Source organism: Caminibacter profundus (assembly GCF_054657155.1).
In genome coordinates, this window is the sequence record NZ_BAAHXC010000001.1 from 358,373 (window position 1) to 378,406 (window position 20,034).

18 protein-coding genes and 1 pseudogene are annotated in these 20,034 nt (G+C 29.4%); 15 read left to right on the top strand and 4 right to left on the bottom strand.

The window, feature by feature from the left end; all coding sequences use genetic code 11:
• The first annotated feature begins 3 nt into the window (after positions 1-3).
• On the top strand, positions 4-1,023 hold the full coding sequence (locus ACYQ1U_RS01855) for an aldo/keto reductase (RefSeq protein ID WP_459883620.1): 1,020 nt from the start codon (positions 4-6) through the stop codon (positions 1,021-1,023).
• Positions 1,024-1,028: 5 nt separating this feature from the next.
• On the opposite strand, the gene ppsA is transcribed toward ACYQ1U_RS01855, so the two are convergent.
• The gene (gene ppsA, locus ACYQ1U_RS01860) at positions 1,029-3,428 is read right to left on the bottom strand and encodes a phosphoenolpyruvate synthase (RefSeq protein ID WP_459883622.1); all 2,400 of its coding nucleotides are present in this window, start codon (positions 3,426-3,428) and stop codon (positions 1,029-1,031) included.
• 135 nt (positions 3,429-3,563) lie between these two features.
• Positions 3,564-4,742, bottom strand: a complete 1,179-nt coding sequence (locus ACYQ1U_RS01865; protein ID WP_459883625.1) for a glucose-6-phosphate isomerase — start codon at positions 4,740-4,742, stop codon at positions 3,564-3,566.
• Between the two features lie 61 nt (positions 4,743-4,803).
• On the opposite strand from ACYQ1U_RS01865, the gene purH reads away from it, so the two are divergent.
• The 6 genes and pseudogenes from purH to rpoN all read left to right on the top strand — a co-directional run.
• Positions 4,804-6,318, top strand: a complete 1,515-nt coding sequence (gene purH, locus ACYQ1U_RS01870) for a bifunctional phosphoribosylaminoimidazolecarboxamide formyltransferase/IMP cyclohydrolase (protein WP_459883628.1) — start codon at positions 4,804-4,806, stop codon at positions 6,316-6,318.
• Between the two features lie 8 nt (positions 6,319-6,326).
• Entirely contained in the window at positions 6,327-6,761 is a 435-nt protein-coding gene (locus ACYQ1U_RS01875) for a phosphoribosylaminoimidazolecarboxamide formyltransferase (protein WP_459883631.1), read from the top strand.
• A gap of 117 nt (positions 6,762-6,878) precedes the next feature.
• Positions 6,879-7,280: a tRNA (adenosine(37)-N6)-threonylcarbamoyltransferase complex ATPase subunit type 1 TsaE gene (tsaE, locus tag ACYQ1U_RS01880; protein WP_459883635.1), complete on the top strand. Its 402-nt coding sequence runs from the start codon at positions 6,879-6,881 to the stop codon at positions 7,278-7,280.
• On the top strand, positions 7,268-7,987 hold the full coding sequence (gene lptB, locus ACYQ1U_RS01885; RefSeq protein ID WP_459883638.1) for an LPS export ABC transporter ATP-binding protein: 720 nt from the start codon (positions 7,268-7,270) through the stop codon (positions 7,985-7,987). Before tsaE ends, lptB begins: the two co-directional genes overlap by 13 nt.
• On the top strand, positions 7,984-8,193 hold the full coding sequence (locus ACYQ1U_RS01890) for a hypothetical protein (protein WP_459883641.1): 210 nt from the start codon (positions 7,984-7,986) through the stop codon (positions 8,191-8,193). The genes lptB and ACYQ1U_RS01890 overlap by 4 nt, the downstream gene beginning before the upstream one ends.
• Before the next feature lie 15 nt (positions 8,194-8,208).
• Positions 8,209-9,207, top strand: a pseudogene (gene rpoN / locus ACYQ1U_RS01895) (RNA polymerase factor sigma-54); the annotation flags it as partial.
• Here the strand turns inward: rpoN and ybeY are convergent.
• Positions 9,197-9,610, bottom strand: a complete 414-nt coding sequence (gene ybeY / locus ACYQ1U_RS01900; RefSeq protein WP_459883644.1) for an rRNA maturation RNase YbeY — start codon at positions 9,608-9,610, stop codon at positions 9,197-9,199. The pseudogene rpoN and the gene ybeY sit on opposite strands and share 11 nt — an antisense overlap.
• A 41-nt stretch (positions 9,611-9,651) precedes the next feature.
• On the opposite strand from ybeY, the gene queC reads away from it, so the two are divergent.
• The 8 genes from queC to htpX all read left to right on the top strand — a co-directional run bounded on the left by queC (position 9,652) and on the right by htpX (position 18,837).
• Positions 9,652-10,314, top strand: a complete 663-nt coding sequence (gene queC, locus ACYQ1U_RS01905; RefSeq protein ID WP_459883647.1) for a 7-cyano-7-deazaguanine synthase QueC — start codon at positions 9,652-9,654, stop codon at positions 10,312-10,314.
• A gap of 109 nt (positions 10,315-10,423) precedes the next feature.
• Entirely contained in the window at positions 10,424-11,266 is an 843-nt protein-coding gene (argB, locus tag ACYQ1U_RS01910) for an acetylglutamate kinase (RefSeq protein WP_459883650.1), read from the top strand.
• Positions 11,266-12,471, top strand: a complete 1,206-nt coding sequence (locus tag ACYQ1U_RS01915; RefSeq protein ID WP_459883652.1) for a cation:proton antiporter — start codon at positions 11,266-11,268, stop codon at positions 12,469-12,471. The genes argB and ACYQ1U_RS01915 overlap by 1 nt, the downstream gene beginning before the upstream one ends.
• A 31-nt stretch (positions 12,472-12,502) precedes the next feature.
• Positions 12,503-12,862: a flagellar assembly protein FliW gene (gene fliW / locus ACYQ1U_RS01920; protein ID WP_459883654.1), complete on the top strand. Its 360-nt coding sequence runs from the start codon at positions 12,503-12,505 to the stop codon at positions 12,860-12,862.
• 30 nt (positions 12,863-12,892) lie between these two features.
• The gene (locus ACYQ1U_RS01925; RefSeq protein ID WP_459883656.1) at positions 12,893-14,920 is read left to right on the top strand and encodes an ATP-dependent helicase; all 2,028 of its coding nucleotides are present in this window, start codon (positions 12,893-12,895) and stop codon (positions 14,918-14,920) included.
• 188 nt (positions 14,921-15,108) lie between these two features.
• Positions 15,109-16,311, top strand: a complete 1,203-nt coding sequence (locus ACYQ1U_RS01930; protein WP_459883658.1) for an MFS transporter — start codon at positions 15,109-15,111, stop codon at positions 16,309-16,311.
• Between the two features lie 72 nt (positions 16,312-16,383).
• On the top strand, positions 16,384-17,898 hold the full coding sequence (locus ACYQ1U_RS01935; protein ID WP_459883660.1) for an MFS transporter: 1,515 nt from the start codon (positions 16,384-16,386) through the stop codon (positions 17,896-17,898).
• Between the two features lie 57 nt (positions 17,899-17,955).
• The gene (gene htpX / locus ACYQ1U_RS01940) at positions 17,956-18,837 is read left to right on the top strand and encodes a protease HtpX (protein WP_459883662.1); all 882 of its coding nucleotides are present in this window, start codon (positions 17,956-17,958) and stop codon (positions 18,835-18,837) included.
• Between the two features lie 4 nt (positions 18,838-18,841).
• Here the strand turns inward: htpX and ACYQ1U_RS01945 are convergent, their stop codons facing one another.
• Positions 18,842-20,011 (bottom strand): EAL domain-containing protein, encoded by a 1,170-nt coding sequence (locus tag ACYQ1U_RS01945; RefSeq protein WP_459883665.1) that lies wholly within the window; start codon positions 20,009-20,011, stop codon positions 18,842-18,844.
• Positions 20,012-20,034 lie beyond the last annotated feature (23 nt).

Genomic DNA, 20,034 nt, shown 5'->3' on the forward strand with positions numbered 1-20,034 from the left:
ACAGTGGAATACAGATATATTGGAAGAAGTGGTTTAAGAGTTAGTGTCATTTGTCTTGGGACTATGACATTTGGGTCTACTACTGATAAAAAAGAAGCTTTTAGGATACTTGATAAAGCGTATGATAATGGAATTAATTTTTACGATACAGCTGAATTATATCCTGTTCCACCTGAAGCAACTTATGCAGGATTAACAGAAGAGATAGTAGGGGAGTGGCTAAAAACAAAGCCAAGAGATAGTATTATTTTAGCTAGTAAAGTAGCAGGAGCAGCGAGTGGGTGGTTTGTGCCACCAATTCGCCATGGTCTTACAGCTATGGATAGGTTTCATATAAAAAGAGCAGTTGAAGGCTCACTTAAAAGGCTAGGGACTGATTATATTGATTTGTATCAGCAACATTGGCCTGATACAGTAGTGCCAATTGAAGAGACAATGAGGGCATTTGATGAACTTGTGCGAGAGGGAAAAGTTAGGTATATAGGTACTTCAAATGATAGTGCTTATGGACTAACAAAAGCAAATACTATTGCAAGATATGAAGGGCTTGCTAGGTTTGAAAGTATTCAAAATAATTTTAGTATTCTTAACCCTAGGTTTTTTGATGAACTAGAATATGTTTGTAGAAAAGAAAATGTTTCTCTTCTTCCATACTCTCCAATTGCTGGGGGAATACTTAGTGGGAAATACAATACACCAAATCCCCCAAAAGATGCAAGATTTATATTTTATTCTAATTACCCTAACAAAAGAGTTAAAAATCATGCGAAAAGATTTTATAATGAAAAAACGATTAAAGCTACTGAAAAGTTTTTAGAGATAGCAAAGAAATATAATATTCATCCTGTAACTTTAGCAGTTGCTTATTCGAAACATTTCGATTTTGTAGCTTCTACTATAATTGGAGCTAGAAAATTAGAGCAATTAGAACCATCACTTAGGGCTGCTGAAGTGAAACTTAATAGAGAGATTTTAAAAGATATTAAAAAATTACAAGAAGAAATCCCATATCCTATGGGATGATTTTTTTATTTATTATTTTCCATTTCTGCTATATCTTTAATTACCTTTAAGACGCTATCTGGATTTAAACTCATACTTTCAATTCCTATTTCAACTAAAAATTTAGCAAAGTCTGGATAATCACTTGGTGCTTGACCGCAGATACCTGAATATTTTTTGTTTCTTTTAGCTCCTTCTACTGCCATTTTTACCATTATTTTTACACCTTCATCTCTTTCATCATAATCAAAAGTTACAATTTGAGAATCTCTATCTACTCCTAAAGTTAGCTGAGTTAAGTCATTGGTTCCTATACTTATTCCATCAAAAATTTCTAAAAATTTATCTATTAAAATTACATTATTTGGAATTTCACACATCATATATGTTTCAATATCTCCAAGACCGTTTTCTTCTAAAACTTTTTTAACTCTTTTTGCTTCATCAACTCTTCTACAAAAAGGTATCATCAAAACAATATTATTAAATCCCATATCAAATATTGCTCTTTTTAACGCTTTACATTCAAGCTCAAATCCTTCTTTATAATTTGGATGAGTATAACGGCTAGCTCCTCTAAAACCAATCATTGGGTTTTCTTCAATTGGTTCAAAAAGACGACCACCAAGTAAATTTGCATATTCATTTGATTTAAAATCACTCATTCTAACGATACATTTTTTTGGATATACAGAACTTGCAATTGTAGCAACACCTTCACTAAGAGTCTTTATAAAAAACTCCTCAGCATCCCCATCAAAAGGAAAAGCTAATTCATCAATTAATGCTTTTTCAGTTTCACTTAGTAATTCTGGATGCTTTATAGCCATTGGATGAGCTTTTATATGGTTATTGATAATAAATTCCATCCTAGCAAGACCAATTCCATCTACAGGAAGTTTTGCTAAAGAAAATGCAATATCTGGGTTTCCTAAATTCATCATAATTTTTGTTTTAGGATGAGGAAGCTTTGAAATATCTACTGTTTCTATTTCATATTTTAATTTGCTATCATAAACTTTTCCAACTTCACCTTCTGCACAACTAACAGTTACTTCTTGATTGTCTTTTAAAATTTTAGTTGCATTACTTGCTCCAACTACTGCCGGTTTGCCAAGTTCGCGACTTACAATTGCCGCATGACAAGTCCTTCCTCCAGTTTCTGTAATAATTGCACTTGCTTTTTTCATTATAGGTTCCCAATCAGGAGTGGTTGAAATAGCTACTAAAACATCACCTTCTTCAAACTTATCAGACTCAGCCATTGATTTTAATATTTTTACTTTTCCTGCTCCTATTTTTTCACCAACAGCATTTCCAGTAAGTAATATTTTTCCTTTTTCTAGTAATTTATAAATTTCAAATTTAGTTAGCTTTTCTTGAGAGTGAACAGTTTCTGGTCTTGCTTGAACCATATATAATTCACCATCAATTCCATCTTTTGCCCACTCCATATCCATTGGGGTATAGTGTCCATTGATTTTTGAATAATGATCTTCAATTTTTATTGCCCATTCGGCAAGTTTTAGTATTTCTTCATCCGTAATTGAAAATTTCATTCTTTTTTCAATTGGTGTTTTTATATTTTTAGTGAATTGTTCGGATAAATTTGCAGTTTCTTTTTTTTCACTGAATATCATCATCTTTTTTTTATCACCTAGTTTTCTTTTTAAGACTGCTTTATGAGCTTTTTTGAAAGTGGGTTTATGCACATAAAAGCTATCAGGGTTAATAGTTCCTTGAACGATATTTTCACCAAGTCCCCAAGCAGAGTTTATAAAAATAACATCTCTAAAACCGCTTTCTGTATCTAAACTAAACATAACTCCACTACTTGCTAAATCGCTTCTTACCATTTTCATTACAGTAACTGATAGGTATACTTTTAATGGGTCAAATCCGTGAGTGAATTTGTAACTAATACTTCTGTTTGTAAAATTACTAGCTATACACATTTTATATGCCCAAAGTAAATTATCTTCGCCTTTTACATTTAAATATGTTTCATTTTGACCAGCAAATGATGCAGCACTTGAATCTTCTGCAGTAGCAGAACTTCTAACAGCAAGTGTTGTATCTTTACCATACTCTTCTTTTAGTTTTTTATAGGCTTGAAGTATATCTTCTTTTAAATCGTCAGGCAATTTTGATTCTAAAATCAGCTTTCTAGCAGTTTCTCCTACTTTTTTTAGCTTATCAATATCATTAGGATTAAAATCTTCAAAGAGCTTTTTTAGAGGCTTACATAGATTATTTGCATCAAGAAAATGTTTATAAGCAATTGTAGTAATCGCAAATCCATTTGGTACTTTTACCCCTAAAGGTGTTAAATTATTATACATTTCACCTAGGTTTGCATTTTTTCCGCCTACCTCATCTACATCTTTTATACCAATTTCTTTAAACCATTTTATAAACTTTTTCATTTTTTTCTCCTTAAGTGTATTAGTTTATTATAACTCTTTTAAACTTTAAATTGACTTAATCTAATAAAATTCTTGAAAATCTATAAGAGAGATAATAAAAATTAATAAGCAGAAGAAGAGAGTAGAATGTTAAATTTAGAATTTATTTCTAAGAATTGTTTTTCCAATTTCAACGCCAGGTTGATTATATGTGTTTACTTCAAGTAGTGCACCAATTGCACTTGTTAAAATTTCATAATACATTATAAGTTCACCAATATTTTCTAAAGTTAATTTCTCCATTATGATTTCATCAATAGGATATTCTTTTGCTAAAAGAGCTTCTTTTGTTGATTCGCATTCTTTATTTATAAGTTCTTCAAAATCTCTTCCATTTACGAAGTTAGTAGCTTCAAGATGAGGTAAATTAATATCAGGAATTTTTAGATTAGTTTCAAACTTATCTATTTTTAAAAATGTTATTGTTTTATGCCCCATTCCTTCCATTAAAAGTTGTAAAAATGAATGTTGATCAATTGAGCCAATATGTCCAACAGGCATTATTTCTTTTCCATTTTTACCAAGAGATTCACCAAATAATTGAACATACCATTCTTTAAAAGCATTAAGGATTGTTGCATAAGCAAACATTACATTTACAGGGTATATTTTATAATTTCTCCCATAAAAAGATGCTTTTTTTAGTAAATGTTCTTCTTTTCCTTCAAAAAAATTATCTCTAAAAGTTTTAGCTCCATCTAGTATTTTTAAAATATCAATACCAGCAATTTTGAGTGGTACCATTCCTACAGCACTGAGTACTGAAAATCTTCCGCCAACATTTTTAGGAATATTAAAAGTTTCTAAATTCCATTCAATTGCAAACTTTTCAAGTGGAGAATTTTGGTCAGTTATTATTTTTATGTTTTTCGCTCCTTTTTTTATATTAAAATGTTTTATTACTTTTTTGAAAATTGAAATAGTTTCAATAGTTTTTCCAGATTTACTAATTACAAAAAAAAGAGGTTTTTTTATTTTTTGAAATTTAGCATATAAGTCTATTGGGTCTGGGTTTTCAAGAAAAATCATTTTTTTTACACTGCAAATGTTTTTTATCATTTTATATATTGCTTTAGTCCCAAGTGAACTACCACCAATTCCTATAATAACAATTTCATTAAAATCTATATCAAAATTTATGTTTTTAAACTTTTTTGAAGAATCAGGTAAATGATAGTATCCAATTTGTTCGTTTTCATACTCTTTATATATTTTTTCTAGCGCTTCTTTCTCGGCTTTTTTATTTTCATAATCAAAATATATTTTGTATTTCATATAGTCCCTTTTTTGTGGTTTTTAAAATTATAGTAAAATTTCATAAAAAAAAAGGATTAAAATGAGAGCACTGCTTAGTGTTAGTGATAAAAGAGGTATTGTAGATTTTGCTAAAAATTTAGTTGACTTGGGATTTGAAATAATCTCAACTGGTGGTACAAGAAAAGTTTTACTTGAAAATGGAATAAAAGTAATTGATATTAGTGAAATTACAAAATTTCCTGAGTGTTTTGGAGGAAGAGTAAAAACTCTAAATCCATATGTACACGGTGGAATTTTATACAGAAGCGGAATTGATGACGAAGAGGCTAAAAGCCTTGGAATTACTAGAATTGATTTAGTGTGTGTAAACTTATATCCATTTAAAGAGACAACTGAAAGGACTAATGATTTTGATGAAATTATAGAAAATATAGATATTGGCGGACCTACTATGGTTAGAAGTGCTGCTAAAAATTTTAAAGATGTACTTATTGTAACTGACCCTAATGATTATGATGTAATTATAGACGCAATTAAAAATAAAAAAGATGATTTTGAGTTTAGAAGAGATTTAATGATAAAAGCATACGAACATACAGCAGCATATGATAGTATGATAGCAAACTACATGAATGAAAGATTCAAAGGTGGGTTTGGAGATAAAAGATTTATAGTAGGAAAAAGAGTATTTAATACAAGATATGGAGAAAATCCTCATCAAAGAGGTGCTTTATATGAGTTTGAAGATTTTTGGAATAAGTTAAATATAATAAAAGGTGAGCCAAGCTTTAATAACCTAACTGATATTAATGGAGCTGTTAAGATTGCAGTGAGTTTAGGTAGAGGCGCTATAAGTATTATTAAACACGCAAATCCTTGCGGTGCTGCTAAAAAAGATGATTTAATTACTACTTGGCAAAAAGCACTTGAATGCGACCCTGTTAGTGCATATGGAGGAGTTGTAGCAGTAAATGGTGTTGTAGATAAAGAGTTAGCAGAAGAGATTAATAAAATCTTTGTAGAAGTTTTAATTGCAGGAAAAATTACAGATGAAGCAGTTAAAGTATTTGAAAAGAAAAAGAGAATTAAACTTTTTTGTTTAGGAAAAGATTATCTTGAAATTCCGGGAGATAAGTGGGATTTTAAACATATTGAGGGTGGTTTTGTGTTCCAAGATGCTGATAGAGTGCTGGATATAGAGGTAGTAAATGCTAAATGTGTAACTAAAAAAGAAGTTCAAGATAAAAAAGACCTTGAAATGGCTTGGAAGATAGCGGCACTTACTAAATCTAACTGTGTAGTATTTGTAAAAGATTCTCAGATGGTAGCAATTGGAATGGGAATGACAAGTAGAGTTGATGCAACAAGATGTGCAGTTGAAAAAGCAAAATCACTTGGTCTTGATATAAGAGGCTCTAGCCTTGCAAGTGAGGCATTTTTCCCATTTAGAGATAGTGTAGATTATGCTGCAAGTGTTGGAGTAAAAGCGATTATTCAACCGGGAGGCAGTATTAGAGATGATGAGGTAATTGAAGCGGCAGATGAAGCTGGAATTGCAATGTATTTTACTGGAAAAAGACACTTTTTACATTAAGAAAAACAATGTTAAAACCTATAATTGATCACCAAAAAGAGATAATAGAGTTAAATAAAAAGCTTCTTTTTTTAAGAGATAATTTTGATTTAGCTCATCAAGACACCTTTTTTGATGAGCTAAATGTTATAATAAAAGAGTTAAAAGAAGAGTTAGATTATCATTTTAATCTTCAAATTCAAACAGTTGGTGAAAACAATAAAGTAAAGTTTTTAGTAAATGAGAATAGATTAATTAGGGATATGCTTTTTAGAATGTTAGATTTTATAAAAGCTAAATCAACTGAAAAAAATTTAGATGCGTTTTTAAAAATTGATGATGTTGATGAAATACTTAGAGCTTATTTAAAAAAAGAAAAAGGACTATTTATTCAGCAATTAAGAGATATACTAGATGAAAAAGAAATTAAAGAAATAGAAGAAAAGTTAAAGAAATTAATATAGAGTAAAAATATTATGTTAATATATGGTGTTACATTTATTATTTTGTATCAATACAAACAAAAAAACCCTTAAAGAAAAATTAAAAAAAAGGTAAAATAAAAACAAAAAGTTTGAAAGATGGTAGTCGAAGTAAAAAATATTATTGACTTAAGTAAAATAATAGAATGTATAAAAAATAAAAACAAAAATATAATTTTGCTTTGCGGGACACTTGGAAGTGGAAAAACTACATTAGTTAAAGAATTTGTAAAATCTCTTGGAATAGATGAAGAGGTTACATCTCCTACTTTTGCTATTCAAAATGTCTATGCTAATAAAGTATATCATTATGATTTATATAATAAAGGTATTGATGATTTTTTAGGACTTGGTATGCTTGAAGAGTTAAGTAGAGATGGATACCATTTTATAGAGTGGGGTGAGGATTTAGAGGAAGTTTTAAGTAGTTTTGGATTTGATTTTTTAAAAATTTCTATTTTGCTTGAAGGGGAAAAAAGGATATTTGAATGTCTAGACTAGTTGCAAAAAATCTTAAAAAGTCTTTTAAAAAAACTTTAATAATAAAAGGAGTCTCTTTAAAAATAAATACAGGAGAAGTGGTGGGACTATTAGGTCCTAATGGAGCTGGTAAAACAACAACTTTTTATCTTATTTGCGGCCTTTTAACTCCAGACGAAGGTGATGTAACATTAGATGAAAAGGATATTACAAAACTTCCTCTTCATAAAAAAGCAAGACTTGGAATTGGATATTTACCACAAGAGAGTTCAGTTTTTAGAGATTTGAGTGTTGAAGATAATTTATATATTGTAGCTGAGGAATATTATGATAGACACAAAGCATCGGAAGTTGTTGAAGATTTATTAGAAAAGTTTAATATTGAACCTATCAGAAAAAGAAAAGGGATAAATTTAAGTGGAGGTGAGAGGAGAAGAGTTGAAATCGCAAGAGCCCTTGTGCCAAAGCCTAAGTTTTTATTTCTTGATGAACCGTTTGCAGGAGTTGACCCTGTTAATGTCAATGAAATAAAAGAGCTTGTAAAGTTTCTTAGTATTGAAGGAATAGGAGTAATTATTACTGACCATAATGTTAGAGAAACTCTTTCAATTTGTGATAGAGCTTATGTATTAAAAGATGGTCAAATTTTAACAGAGGGAGATGCCAAACATATTGTATCTCATCCGGAAGTTAAAAAATATTATCTTGGAGAAGATTTTAGATTATGAAATTAAAAACAAAAGTTACAAATAAACTTTCAACTAAGCTTATAGGTTTTTTACCAATATTAAAAGCTAGTTTAGATGAATTATATGAAAATTTAAAAGAAGTAGCTTTTGAAAATCCATTAGTAGAAGTTAAAAATAAAAAATTTATAACATTTGGAAATTTAAAAAAAGCAATTACGGATGAAATTGAGGCATTAAGTATTTAAAAAAAAAGTTTTTATGAAGAACTTATAGAGCAAATTGAAAACTCACATTTTTTTCCTACTGAAAACTCAAAATATATTGCTAAATTGATAGCTGAAGACATTACGACTGATGGTTATTTTGACGGCAATGAGGAAGAAATAGCAAAAATAGCAAATTGTGATGTAGAAAAAGTTAAGAAAATAAGAGAAAGATTTAAGTATCTTTTACCTCCAGGGATTGGGGCAAAAGATATGAAAGAATCTTTTTTATTTCAGCTAGAAAGTTTGGATATAGATGATGATTTGTATAAATTATCTAAAGAAATAATATTAAATTTAGAAAATCTAGAAAATTTTTTTGATAATCCTAAATTTAATGAAGCTATAAATATAATCAAACAATTAAATATAACACCTGCTATTGATTATAGAGTTTCAGAAGAATTAATTCCAGAAATTATTATAATTAATAATAATGGATATTTAGAAGTAAGGTTAAATGAGGAATATTATCCAGAAATTTATATAAAAGAAAGCGCAGATGATAAATATAGTAAAGAAAAATTAAAAGAAGCTAGAAATTTAGTCGATGCACTAGAGATGAGGAAATCTACTCTAAAAAAAATTGCTCTTATGATAGTTGAACTTCAATATGATTTTTTTAAGGGTGGAATTATAAAGCCTATGAAAATTAAAGATATTGCAGATGAACTTGATTTTGCTCCATCTACAATAAGTAGGGCTATAGCAAATAAATATCTTTTATGTGATAGAGGAATAATTCCACTTAAAAATTTCTTCTCAACTGCACTTGATGAAGATATTTCAGCAAATCAAATAAAAGAAGAAATTAAGTGTATTATAAAAAATGAGGATAAAAATAAACCTCTTAGTGATGATAAAATTTGTGAGATTGTTAACAAAAAATACAATTTAAAATTAGTGAGAAGAACTATCACAAAATATAGAGAAGCTCTTCAAATTCCAAGCAGCCGAGAGAGAAAAAAACTCTATATTACTGGTGCTAGCTTCTGATAATTAAACTATCAGGAAGATTAAATTTTTTGATAATCTCTTCTTCTTTTTCTCTCATTTCACCATTGTCTATTTCATGGTCATATCCTAACAGATGCAAAAGCCCATGAATAAAAAGTAATTTTATTTCATCTTCAACACTATGACCAAACTTTAGAGCTTCTTTTTTAGCAGTGTCTATTGAAATTACAATACTGCCAAGTGGTGCTCCTGGAATATTTTCAAGAGGAAAGCTTAAAACATCTGTTGGTTTGTCCTTTTTTCTATAAGCATAATTTAGTTCTTGAATTTCTTCATCAGTTGTTAATATAAGTTCTAGGTCTTTGTCTGTTAAATACTCATAAATTTCTTTTAATAAATTTACATCAAATTTAAAATCAGTTCTATTTTCAAAATCTATCATTTTAAGCCCTTTTTTAGTAAAATTATACAAAAAGGCAATAAATGAAAAAAGCAGTAGTAATTTTAAGTGGCGGAATGGATAGCACAACAGCAGCATTTATTGCAAAACAGCAAGGTTTTAAAATAGTTCCTCTTCATTTTAATTATGGGCAAAGAACTGAGAAAAGGGAACTGAAAGCCTTTAATGATATTTGTGATTTTTTAGGAATTGAAAATAAATATATAGTTGATATTCCATTTTTTAAACAAATAGGAGGTGCACTTGTGGATGAAAATATAGAAGTCCCTACAGATGGAATAAAGCCTGGTATTCCTGTAACTTATGTGCCTTTTAGAAATGGAATATTTCTAAGCATAGCAGCAGCCATTGCAGAAAAAGAAGGAGCAGAAGCAATTTTTATAGGGGTAGTTGAAGAAGACAGTAGTGGATATCCAGATTGTACGGAAGAGTTTATAAAACATATGCAAAACGCAATAAATGCAGGAACTAAACCAAAAACAAACATAAAACTAAAAACTCCTCTTATTCATTTGAAAAAAGAAGATATTGTAAAAAAAGCACTAGAAGTTGGGGTACCACTTGAACTTACTTGGAGCTGTTATAAAGAAGAAGATAAAGCCTGTGGAGTGTGTGATAGTTGTAGATTAAGGCTTAAAGGATTTGAAAAAGCCGGAATAAAAGATCCGATATCTTATGTAAATTGAACGTTAGTAGAGGTTGTAGAGGTTAGTAGAGGTTAGTGAAAGTATACCTCTAATACCTCTACAACCTCTAATACCTATACTAACCTATACTAACTAAAAAAGGAGAAAAATGCAAAAAAAAATTGAAACAGTAAAAACACTTCTTGATTCACTTCCATTTATTAGAAAATTTTATGGCAAAACAATAGTTATAAAATATGGAGGCAGTGCTCAAATTGATGAGAAGCTAAAAGAATCTTTTGCAATTGATATTTTGATGCTTTATATGGTAGGTATTAAACCTGTAATAGTTCACGGAGGTGGAAAAAGAATTACTGAGATTTTAAATGCATTAAATGTTAAAACAGAGTTTAAAGATGGAGTGAGAGTTACTACAAAAGAATCAATAAAAATAGCTGAAATGGTTTTAAGCGGAGAGATTAATAAAGAGATAGTTAATATGTTAAATCAACACGGAGCAAAAGCAATAGGAATTAATGGAAAAGATATGGGATTTATGAAAGCTGAAGAATTAATTGGATATACTGGAAAGATTACTTCAATTGATGGTGAATTTATAAATAGACTAATATCAGAAAATTTAATTCCTGTAATTGCTCCAATTGCAGCAGGTAATTCTCCTACTCATCCGGGATTTAATATAAATGCAGATACGGCGGCAAGTGAAATTGCAGCAGCAATTGGTGCAAAAAGAGTGATTTTTTTAACAGATACTCCAGGAGTTCTTGATAACAATAAGAACTTATTAAGTTCGCTTTTCTCTAAAGACATAGAAAAATTAAAAAAAGAAGGAGTGATTACAGGTGGAATGATTCCAAAAGTAGATGCTGCTCTTTTTGCAGTAAAAAGGGGTGTAGAAAAAGCTCATATTATTGATGGAAGAGTAGAGCATTCTATTTTATTAGAGCTATTAACAAGTGAAGGAATTGGGACTGAAATAAAGGATAAATAATGCACTATATATGGACTGAAATGTTTCTTCTTTTTTTAGCAATTTTTATATCAAAAATTTTAGCTAAGAAAACAAACACTGTTGATGTATTATGGTATATAGTCCTTGGGGCAGTACTTGGAAATATTGGCCTTTTACCAGAAGATGAGAGAATAGAGTTTTTAGGAGAGATAGGAATTATTTTAGTAATGTTTGCTCTTGGTTTTGAAGAAAATCTATCAAACTTTCTAAAAGGTCTTAAAAAAGCATGGGGAATAGCTGTAATTGGGGCAATATTTCCATTTTTAGCTGGATACTACACAGCAAAATTTTTTGGATTTTCCACAACTTCATCTTTTGTTTGGGGACTTACAATGACTGCTACTGCAGTATCACTTACAATGGTAAGTCTTAAATCTCTTGGACTTGAAAAAACTCCAGCAGCAACAGGCATTATGACAAGTGCTGTGGTTGATGATGTTTTAAGTCTTATTGGTCTTGCGATATTACTTCCTATTATTTTAAATAGCGGAGGTAGCGGAAACTTTACAATTGACTTTGAAAATTTACAGTCAACCATATTTGATGTTTTAGCATTTTTTGGATTTGTGTATTTAGTTGGTAAATTTATTGTGCCGCACAAAAAAGGTATTCGTTATCTTTTTATGGTAGATAAAGGGAACTATGCAGTACTTGGTGTTTTTATTTTAGTTTTTATGTTTGGAGATGTGGCTCATATTTTAGGTTTTCATCCAGCAATAGGAGCATATTTTGCAGGACTAATCCTTAAAGCTGAATATTTTGAGGTTGGAAATCAAAACCGTACTCGTGAAATTGAAAAAATAACTTCAACTATGGCATTTACAGTTTTTGGACCAGTGTTTTTTATATTGCTTGGAAGTAAAATAATTTTTGAAATAAGTGTATTAAAAGATGTAATTTTCCCAACTTTAGCACTATTTTTAGCAGTACTTTTTTTACAAATTTTCTCAGCTGCAGGTGCTGCAAAATATACAGGAGGTTACTCAAATAAAGATAGTTTGCTTATTGGATTTGGAATGCTAGGACGTGCAGAGCTTGCTTTTATTGTAATAAATATTGCGTATGTTCAAAATCACTTAATCACAAAAGAAGAGTTTTATACACTAATGTTTACAACATTTTTGCTTAATATTTCAGTCCCTCTCCTTTTGAAGTGGTATACGCCTATTTATGAAAAGGAATAGTTTTTGCTTGTGCTTTTAAAAAGGAGAGAAAATGTATAAAATAAAAAAACCTATACCAGGCTTTGAAACACTAAATGAGGCAATTTTTAAACAGATAGATGAAAATTTTGCGCTTTTACAAATAGGGGATTTTACTTTTACATTAATTAATCCGTTTGCTTTAATTAAAGATTATTCTTTTGAAGTACCAGCAGATGTAAAAGTTCTATTAAATATTAATGAAGAAAACTTACCACTTGTGTATTGCAATTTGATAAAAAAAGAGCCATTTACTGAATCAATAGTAAACTTTAAAGCACCAATTCTTTTAAATCCAAGAAACAATACTTTAGCTCAAGTGGTTTTAGATGAATATTCTTATGCTCCTCTTAAGGAGTTTATAAAAGAATAATGATAAAATTTCACCCAAAAAAGGGTGAATTTGCCGCTTTCTAAACTAAATACTGAACAACTTCAAGCAGCAACTGCTCCAATGGGTCATAATCTAGTCATTGCAAGTGCCGGGACTGGAAAGACCTCAACAATTGTTGGAAGAATTGCTTTTCTTTTGCAAGAAGGTATAAAACCAGAAGAAATTTTACTTCTGACTTTTACAAATAAAGCAGCAGCTGAAATGAAAGAAAGAGTTGCTAAAGTTTTGCCAATAGCAAAAAATATTGAGGCAGGGACATTTCATTCTGTTAGTTACAAGTGGTTAAAAAAACTGAATAAAAATATAGTACTAAAGCAACCAAAGGATTTAAGAATTCTTTTTAAGTCTATTTATGATAAAAGGGATTTTTCAAGACTTGGTATTGAAGAAAAGCCATATTCTGCAAATTATCTTTTTGATTTATATTCACTTTATCTTAATTCAAATGAAAATAATTTTCAAGAGTGGCTCTTAAAAAGAGCACCAACTCAAGAAGAATATGCTTTAATTTATGAAGATATTTTTGAGGAGTATGAAGAGTTAAAGAGAGCTCATAATTTAGTAGATTTTAACTCACTTCTTATTGAAATGATAAATATGTTAAAAAGTGGAATTGATAATCCTTATAAAGAAATTCTGGTAGATGAATATCAAGATACTAACCCTCTTCAAAATGAATTTATTGAGAGTGTTAAAAAAGATAGCCTTTTTTGTGTAGGAGATTATGACCAAAGTATATATGCATTTAATGGTTCTGATATTTCAATTATTTCTACTTTTGACAAAAGATACTATAACGCAAAAGTTTTTACATTAAAGAAAAATTATAGAAGTTATGGCGAAATTTTAGAAATTGCCAATAGAGTAATAAAAAATAATCCTCGTATTTATCCAAAAACTCTTGAAGTTACTAGAGGGTTTTGTGGAGAGTTTCCAAAAGTTTTAATATATAATGATACTTTTGAAGAATATAGAGATATTGCAAGTAGAATTTCTACTAGTTCTACTAAAAGAGATGAAATAGCTGTTCTTTTTAGAAACAATTCAAGCGCTGATGCTATTGAAGCAATGCTTAGAGAAAAAGGAATTGAGTGTAAAAGAAAAGGTGGAGTTGGTTTTTTTGAATCAAAGGAAATTAAAGTAATTCTTGATATACTCACTTTTCTTATAAATCCAAAAGACATTATGGCATTTATTCATATTTTTGAATATGCAAGAGGTATTGGAAGTGCCATTGCGGGAGAAATTTTTGAAGCATTGAGTATATTAGGTGATGGAGATGCTATAAAAGGTTTTTTAGCACCTGATACTTCAAAAAAAGTATTTGTCAGCAAAAAAACTTTTTATCAGCTTGGACTTTTTGATGATTTTGTAACACTTGGAAGCGTTTTGAGATTTAAAGACCTAGGGTTTGAAGAAGAATTTTTGCCAAATCCTATTCTTAGACATCCAAAACTTTCAATTGAAGGTGCTGAATTTTTACATTATTTTTATAAATTTTTAAAAAGAGTAAAAAGACTTAAAAACTCTAACTCAGTATTTAATGAACTTATTAACTCTAAAATATTTGAAATAATAGTTTCAAATATTGCAAAAAATAGAGCAAAAGATAAAAATGGAAAAATCGATGAAGAAAAGTTTTTAGAAGCAAAAGAAAAAATAAAAAATAAAGTAAAAATTCTTGGTAATTTACTAAGAAATTATAGTGATTTAGAAAAATTTTTAAATGCTATGGTTTTAGGAGCAAGTGAAATGAGTGAAGGAAAAGGTGTTAATCTTTTAACTGTTCATGCGAGCAAGGGGCTTGAGTTTAAAGAAGTATATATTGTAGATTTGATGGAAGGAAGATTTCCAAATATAAAACTCTCTAAACCCGCAGGAGGGATAGAAGAAGAGAGACGACTTTTTTATGTAGCAGTAACTAGGGCAAAGGATAAACTGTTTTTTGCTTTAGCAAAATTTGATAGAATTAAAAATATAGAGTATCAACCAAGCAGGTTTTTAAGTGAAGCAGGGTATAATATAAATGTAAAATGAATAATGGAAAATGGAAAATGAAAAAAGTTGCCAAGTTTCAAAGCTTGCCCAGCATACACTAAGTGTGTGCACGGGTTCAAGTTCCAAGTGAAGAGAGGTTTTAGGGGTATTAAAAGTATTAGAGGTTATAAACCCTTAATACATCTAATACCCCTACTAACTTCTAATACTTCTAATTAAGGAGAGAGATGAATTATAAAGAAAATAACTTAAAAAATGTTTTGCATGGCTTTTTTCTAGCAATTGCCATGACAATAGCAGAACCATCTACAATATTGCCATTAATTGTGCACCATTTTAGTGAAAGTGTAGTGTTAGTTGGTATTTTTGCTTCATTGCTTAGAGGCGGAGCAATTGTTGTGCAGTTATTTGCAGCGTTTTATGCTCAAAGTTTTGGATTAGTTTTACCTTATTTAAAAAGAGTATTTTTAGCTAGATTTCTCTCTTGGTTTGCAATAGGGCTTGCTATTCTTTTCATAGGAGATAAAAATCCTGTTCTTACATTGTGGATATTTGGAATAGGGCTTTTTATTTTTTCTTTTTCCGCTGGGTTTGGAAGTATTTATTTTAGTGAAATAATAGCTAAAATTTTTAATAAGAATGAGCGTGGAAAATCTATGGCAAATAGACAGTTTTTTGCTGCACTTGCTTCTATTATAAGTGGAGGGGTTGCAGGATGGGTTTTGAGTACTTTTGATGCTCCTAAAAGTTATGCATATTTGTTTATGATAAGTGCAATCCTTATGGGAGTAGGGTTTTATGCTTTTTCTACAATAAAAGAGCCTGTTAAAGAAAATATAAGTATAAAAGAAAAAAGTTTTGTTGAGTTTTTAAAAAATGCAACTCTTATTTTAAAGAATGATAAAGCACTTCAAGTTCAAATTTTTACAATCCTTTTTAGTTACTCTTTTCTTTTTGCATTTCCTTTTGTAATTTTAAAAGCTAATCAAACTATACATTTGACAGGATGGTTAATAGGAGGGTTTGTAACTGTTCAAATGATTGGAGCGTTACTTGGAAACTTAGTCTGGAAAAAACTAGCTCCAAGATATAAAATTATAATAATATTATCTTTTGTTTTAATGATATTAGCTTTCCTAATAGCTTTTATTGCTAATAATGCTTTTGTTTATGGGTTAATATTTTTCTTAATAGGTTTTGCTATGGATGGATTTAAGATAAGTGGTCTAAATTTACTATTCGAAATAGCCCCTGAGGATAAAAGACCTGTATATGTTGCACTTCAAAACAATATTACATCAATAGGTCTGTTTTTTGCAATTCCAGGAGGAGTAATACTTGAATATTTTGGATATAACACACTTTATATTTTTACGATTATTATGCTTTTAGTTGGACTATTTTTTGCTTTAAAATTAAAGGCTGAGTAGAATTAAAGTAAAATTTTTCAATAATTGTAAAGAGTGAAAATATTATGTTAATTGATTTAAGGAGAAACAAAATTGAAAAAAGTAATTAATATTTTAAACAAAACACTCCTAAATCCAATAAAACACTTCAAATTAAGATACTTACCACTTCTAATGATCTATTTTGCTTATGGAGCTAGTGGTATAAGTAGTATAGCAGAAACTTTTTGGGTAAAAGAAGAGCTTAAACTCTCAGCCGCAGCCCTTGTTAGTTTAGGAGTATGGTTAAGTATACCCTGGACTATAAAAATGGTTTTTGGTCAGCTTGTAGATAGTGTTGTAATTTTTGGTTCTCAAAGAAGAATTTATGTTTATATTGGAGCAGGGCTTATTGCTGCTGGGACAATTTTACTTATTGGACTTGCTGGAGACTATCCTTGGGCTAAATTTGCCAGTAAAGAGAATGTCTATATCATCTCAGCACTTCTTAGTGTAATAGGGTTTGTTCTACAAGATGTAGTAGCAGATGCAATGAGTACAGAAGTAGTAGATAGAAATCAGCCAAAAGAAAAAGTAGAAGAAGAACTAGCTTATGTACAGATTTTAGGAAGACTTGCTATTTCACTTGCCGGTGTAATGGTTGCGGGTTTAAGTGGGTGGCTCGCTCAAATTTTCTCATATGAAACTATGTTTAAAATTTCTCTAATAATTCCAATAATTTCAATTGTTGGAGTTACAATAATTAAGCTTGATAAGGTAACCCCAAGTCCAATAAATTGTAAGATACTATGTGGAGGTTTAGTGTTTGCTGTATTTGTTGTTTTAATGGGATATGGGCAATATCAAAAATGGAATAATGAAATTTTAGCTTTTATATTTAGATATTCGCAAGAAATAGTATTTATAGTGAGTCTAACAGTTATTTCATATATGATTTGGCTTATTTTAAAAGATATTGAAGAAAAAACGAGAAGCTTTATTATAAAAACAGCTATTGTGATTTTTGTTTATCGTGCTATGCCAAGTGTAGGACCAGGACTTCAGTGGTGGGAAATTGATATTTTGGGGTTTGATAAAGCTTTTTTTGGGACACTCTCTCAAATTGGTGCAATACTTTCAATCTTAGGAATGTGGTTATTTAGTGATTTTATTGCAAAAAAACCTGCACATTTTACTTTACTTTGGCTAACAGTTATTACAACAATTTTATTTTTACCAATTATAGGACTTTATTATAATATCCCTCAAAGTTTTGGTATTGATCCAAAAACAGTTGCTATTATTGATACAGCACTTGAGTCACCTTTTGCACAGCTTAGTATGATACCGCTTTTAACTTTAATTGCAATTTATGCTCCTGAGGGCAAAAGAGCTACCTGGTTTGCTTTAATGGCAAGTCTTATGAATTTGGCTTTAACAGCCGGAGGACTATTTACTAAATATTTAAATCAAATTTTTGTGGTAAGTCGTAAAGTCGTAGAAAATGGCAAAGTTATCGTCCCAGAGGATTATTCAAATCTAGGAATTTTAATGATAATAGTAACAATTTTAAATGTAACTATTCCAGTTGTTACGATTTACTATTTAATGATAAAAAATAAAAATTAACTTGATTTTAATAAAAAACTTGATATAATAAGACTAAAACTTTTAAGGAGGATATTAATGGCAATACTAATGCTTATACTTATGAATATAGCCGTAATGGCATCAATATATTTGACGATTTTTGTAATCGAAATTCTATTTGGCATTAGACTTGATGGAGGAACTATTAGTGGGCTTGCAATTTTAGCTGTTATTGTAGGATTTAGTGGAAGTATTATTTCACTTCTTTTATCAAAATGGCTTGCAAAAATGAGTGCCGGGGTTAGGGTAATTGAAACCCCAAGTAATGAAGCGGAAAAATGGCTGGTTGAAACAACCTACAAGTTAGCAGATAAAGCTGGTATTCCTAGACCTGAAGTTGGAATTTTTGATGGTCCTCCAAATGCATTTGCTACAGGCCCTAGTAAAAGTAATTCGCTTGTTGCAGTTTCAACTTCACTTTTTGATATTATGGACTTAAATGAGATAGAAGGTGTTATTGCTCATGAGATTAATCATATTAAAAATGGCGATATGGTTACAATGACAATAGTCCAAGGTGTGCTTAACTCATTAGTATTTTTCATCTCAAGACTAATTGCAAATATTTTAGCACCAAAAGATGAAGAAGGTAATACAAGTCCATTTGCGTATATGGCAATTAGCTTTGCATTAGAGATTGTTTTAAGTATTTTTGCTAGTATGCTTGCAATGTGGTTTAGTAGATATAGGGAGTATAAAGCAGATGAAGGTGCTGTAAAATTAGATGGTCCTGAAGGAATCTATTATGCATTAGCTAAACTTGGTCAAATTCCAAAAGAACAAATTGCATTGCCAAGTGAAATGAAAGCGTTTGGTATAGTTGGATTTATTTCAGAACTCTTTAGCTCTCATCCACCAATTGAAAAAAGACTTGAAAATATCAAAAGAATAGCAAGAGAACTTGGATATAATGTATAAAAGCCTATTTGGCTTTTTTTATTATTTCAACCATTTTTTTATCTTTTGTTATTTCGTGTTTTATAAGCCAGTTTTTAACTATATTGAAAAGATTATGTAAGTTTCTTTCATTTGAAGAAGTTAAACTTTTTTTAAATTCATTAAAATTTTTTAAAAGCTTTTTATGTTGATTTACATGATCTTTTATATAAGGGTAATTATATTTTTTCATAAAGTTAAATTCTTTTTCAAAATGTTTATGTATATAATCATCCAAAATTTCTATAAAACGATTTAAATTTTCTTTTTTTCTTTCTTCTTTGTTTGTTAAAATATTATAAACATTATTTAATATATTCGTCAAAATCATATGATCTGTATCAATAGAATAATCACCTACACCGTATTTTTCATCACTCCAAATGATAAATTGGGAATTTGTAGGTTTGTTGACCGCTTTTACAAATGTTATAAATTTTTTAATCGGAAGAGGTTTGGAGTAATAATATCCTTGAATTTCATCACATCCTATTTCTTTTAATTTATCTACCTGATATATTTCCTCAATACCTTCTGCTGTGGTTGAAATATTTAATTTTTTAGATAAAAAAATAATAGCTTCTACTATTGCAAGACTTTTTTTATCATTAAGATGATCAATAAAATATTTATCTATTTTTATATTGTATATAGGAAAGTCTTTAAAATATTTTAGAGATGAATAGCCTGTTCCAAAATCGTCAAGTGATAATGAAAACCCGGCATTTTTTAGATTGTGCATTTTTTTTATTGCTAAATTAGTATTATTGATTATAGCACTTTCTGTTATTTCTATTTGAAATTTTGAATTGAAGTCTTTTGTTGAAGTGAATATATTTGTTAGATTTTCTTCAAAGTCATCTATTAAAAAATGTTTAGCAGATACATTAAAGGAGATATTAATTGCTTGATTAGTTTTTGTGAAAATATTTCTTGAGTCTTCTATAATTTTTTTCATAACCCATCTGTCGATATCAATGATTTCTCCGCTTTTTTCAGCATGAGGAATAAATTCATTTGGAAAAATTATTCTATTTCCTATTTTTATCCTAATTAATGCTTCGGCACCTTCTATTTTTTGAGTGTGAAGGTTTATTTTTGGTTGATAGTATAGAATAAAGTTATCATTTTTTATAATATTATTTATCTTATACATAGTAAGCTCCTTTTATTTATTTT

What these genes read in the sequence shown, in the direction of transcription:
- ACYQ1U_RS01875 (WP_459883631.1), top strand. Translation starts at nt 6,327, where the DNA reads ATGTTAAAACCTATAATTGATCACCAAAAAGAGATAATAGAGTTAAAT.
- queC (WP_459883647.1), top strand. Translation starts at nt 9,652, where the DNA reads ATGAAAAAAGCAGTAGTAATTTTAAGTGGCGGAATGGATAGCACAACA.
- htpX (WP_459883662.1), top strand. Translation starts at nt 17,956, where the DNA reads ATGGCAATACTAATGCTTATACTTATGAATATAGCCGTAATGGCATCA.
- purH (WP_459883628.1), top strand. Translation starts at nt 4,804, where the DNA reads ATGAGAGCACTGCTTAGTGTTAGTGATAAAAGAGGTATTGTAGATTTT.
- ACYQ1U_RS01930 (WP_459883658.1), top strand. Translation starts at nt 15,109, where the DNA reads ATGAATTATAAAGAAAATAACTTAAAAAATGTTTTGCATGGCTTTTTT.
- ppsA (WP_459883622.1), bottom strand. Translation starts at nt 3,428, where the DNA reads ATGAAAAAGTTTATAAAATGGTTTAAAGAAATTGGTATAAAAGATGTA.
- fliW (WP_459883654.1), top strand. Translation starts at nt 12,503, where the DNA reads ATGTATAAAATAAAAAAACCTATACCAGGCTTTGAAACACTAAATGAG.
- argB (WP_459883650.1), top strand. Translation starts at nt 10,424, where the DNA reads ATGCAAAAAAAAATTGAAACAGTAAAAACACTTCTTGATTCACTTCCA.
- ybeY (WP_459883644.1), bottom strand. Translation starts at nt 9,610, where the DNA reads ATGATAGATTTTGAAAATAGAACTGATTTTAAATTTGATGTAAATTTA.
- ACYQ1U_RS01915 (WP_459883652.1), top strand. Translation starts at nt 11,266, where the DNA reads ATGCACTATATATGGACTGAAATGTTTCTTCTTTTTTTAGCAATTTTT.
- ACYQ1U_RS01890 (WP_459883641.1), top strand. Translation starts at nt 7,984, where the DNA reads ATGAAATTAAAAACAAAAGTTACAAATAAACTTTCAACTAAGCTTATA.
- lptB (WP_459883638.1), top strand. Translation starts at nt 7,268, where the DNA reads ATGTCTAGACTAGTTGCAAAAAATCTTAAAAAGTCTTTTAAAAAAACT.
- tsaE (WP_459883635.1), top strand. Translation starts at nt 6,879, where the DNA reads ATGGTAGTCGAAGTAAAAAATATTATTGACTTAAGTAAAATAATAGAA.
- ACYQ1U_RS01945 (WP_459883665.1), bottom strand. Translation starts at nt 20,011, where the DNA reads ATGTATAAGATAAATAATATTATAAAAAATGATAACTTTATTCTATAC.
- ACYQ1U_RS01865 (WP_459883625.1), bottom strand. Translation starts at nt 4,742, where the DNA reads ATGAAATACAAAATATATTTTGATTATGAAAATAAAAAAGCCGAGAAA.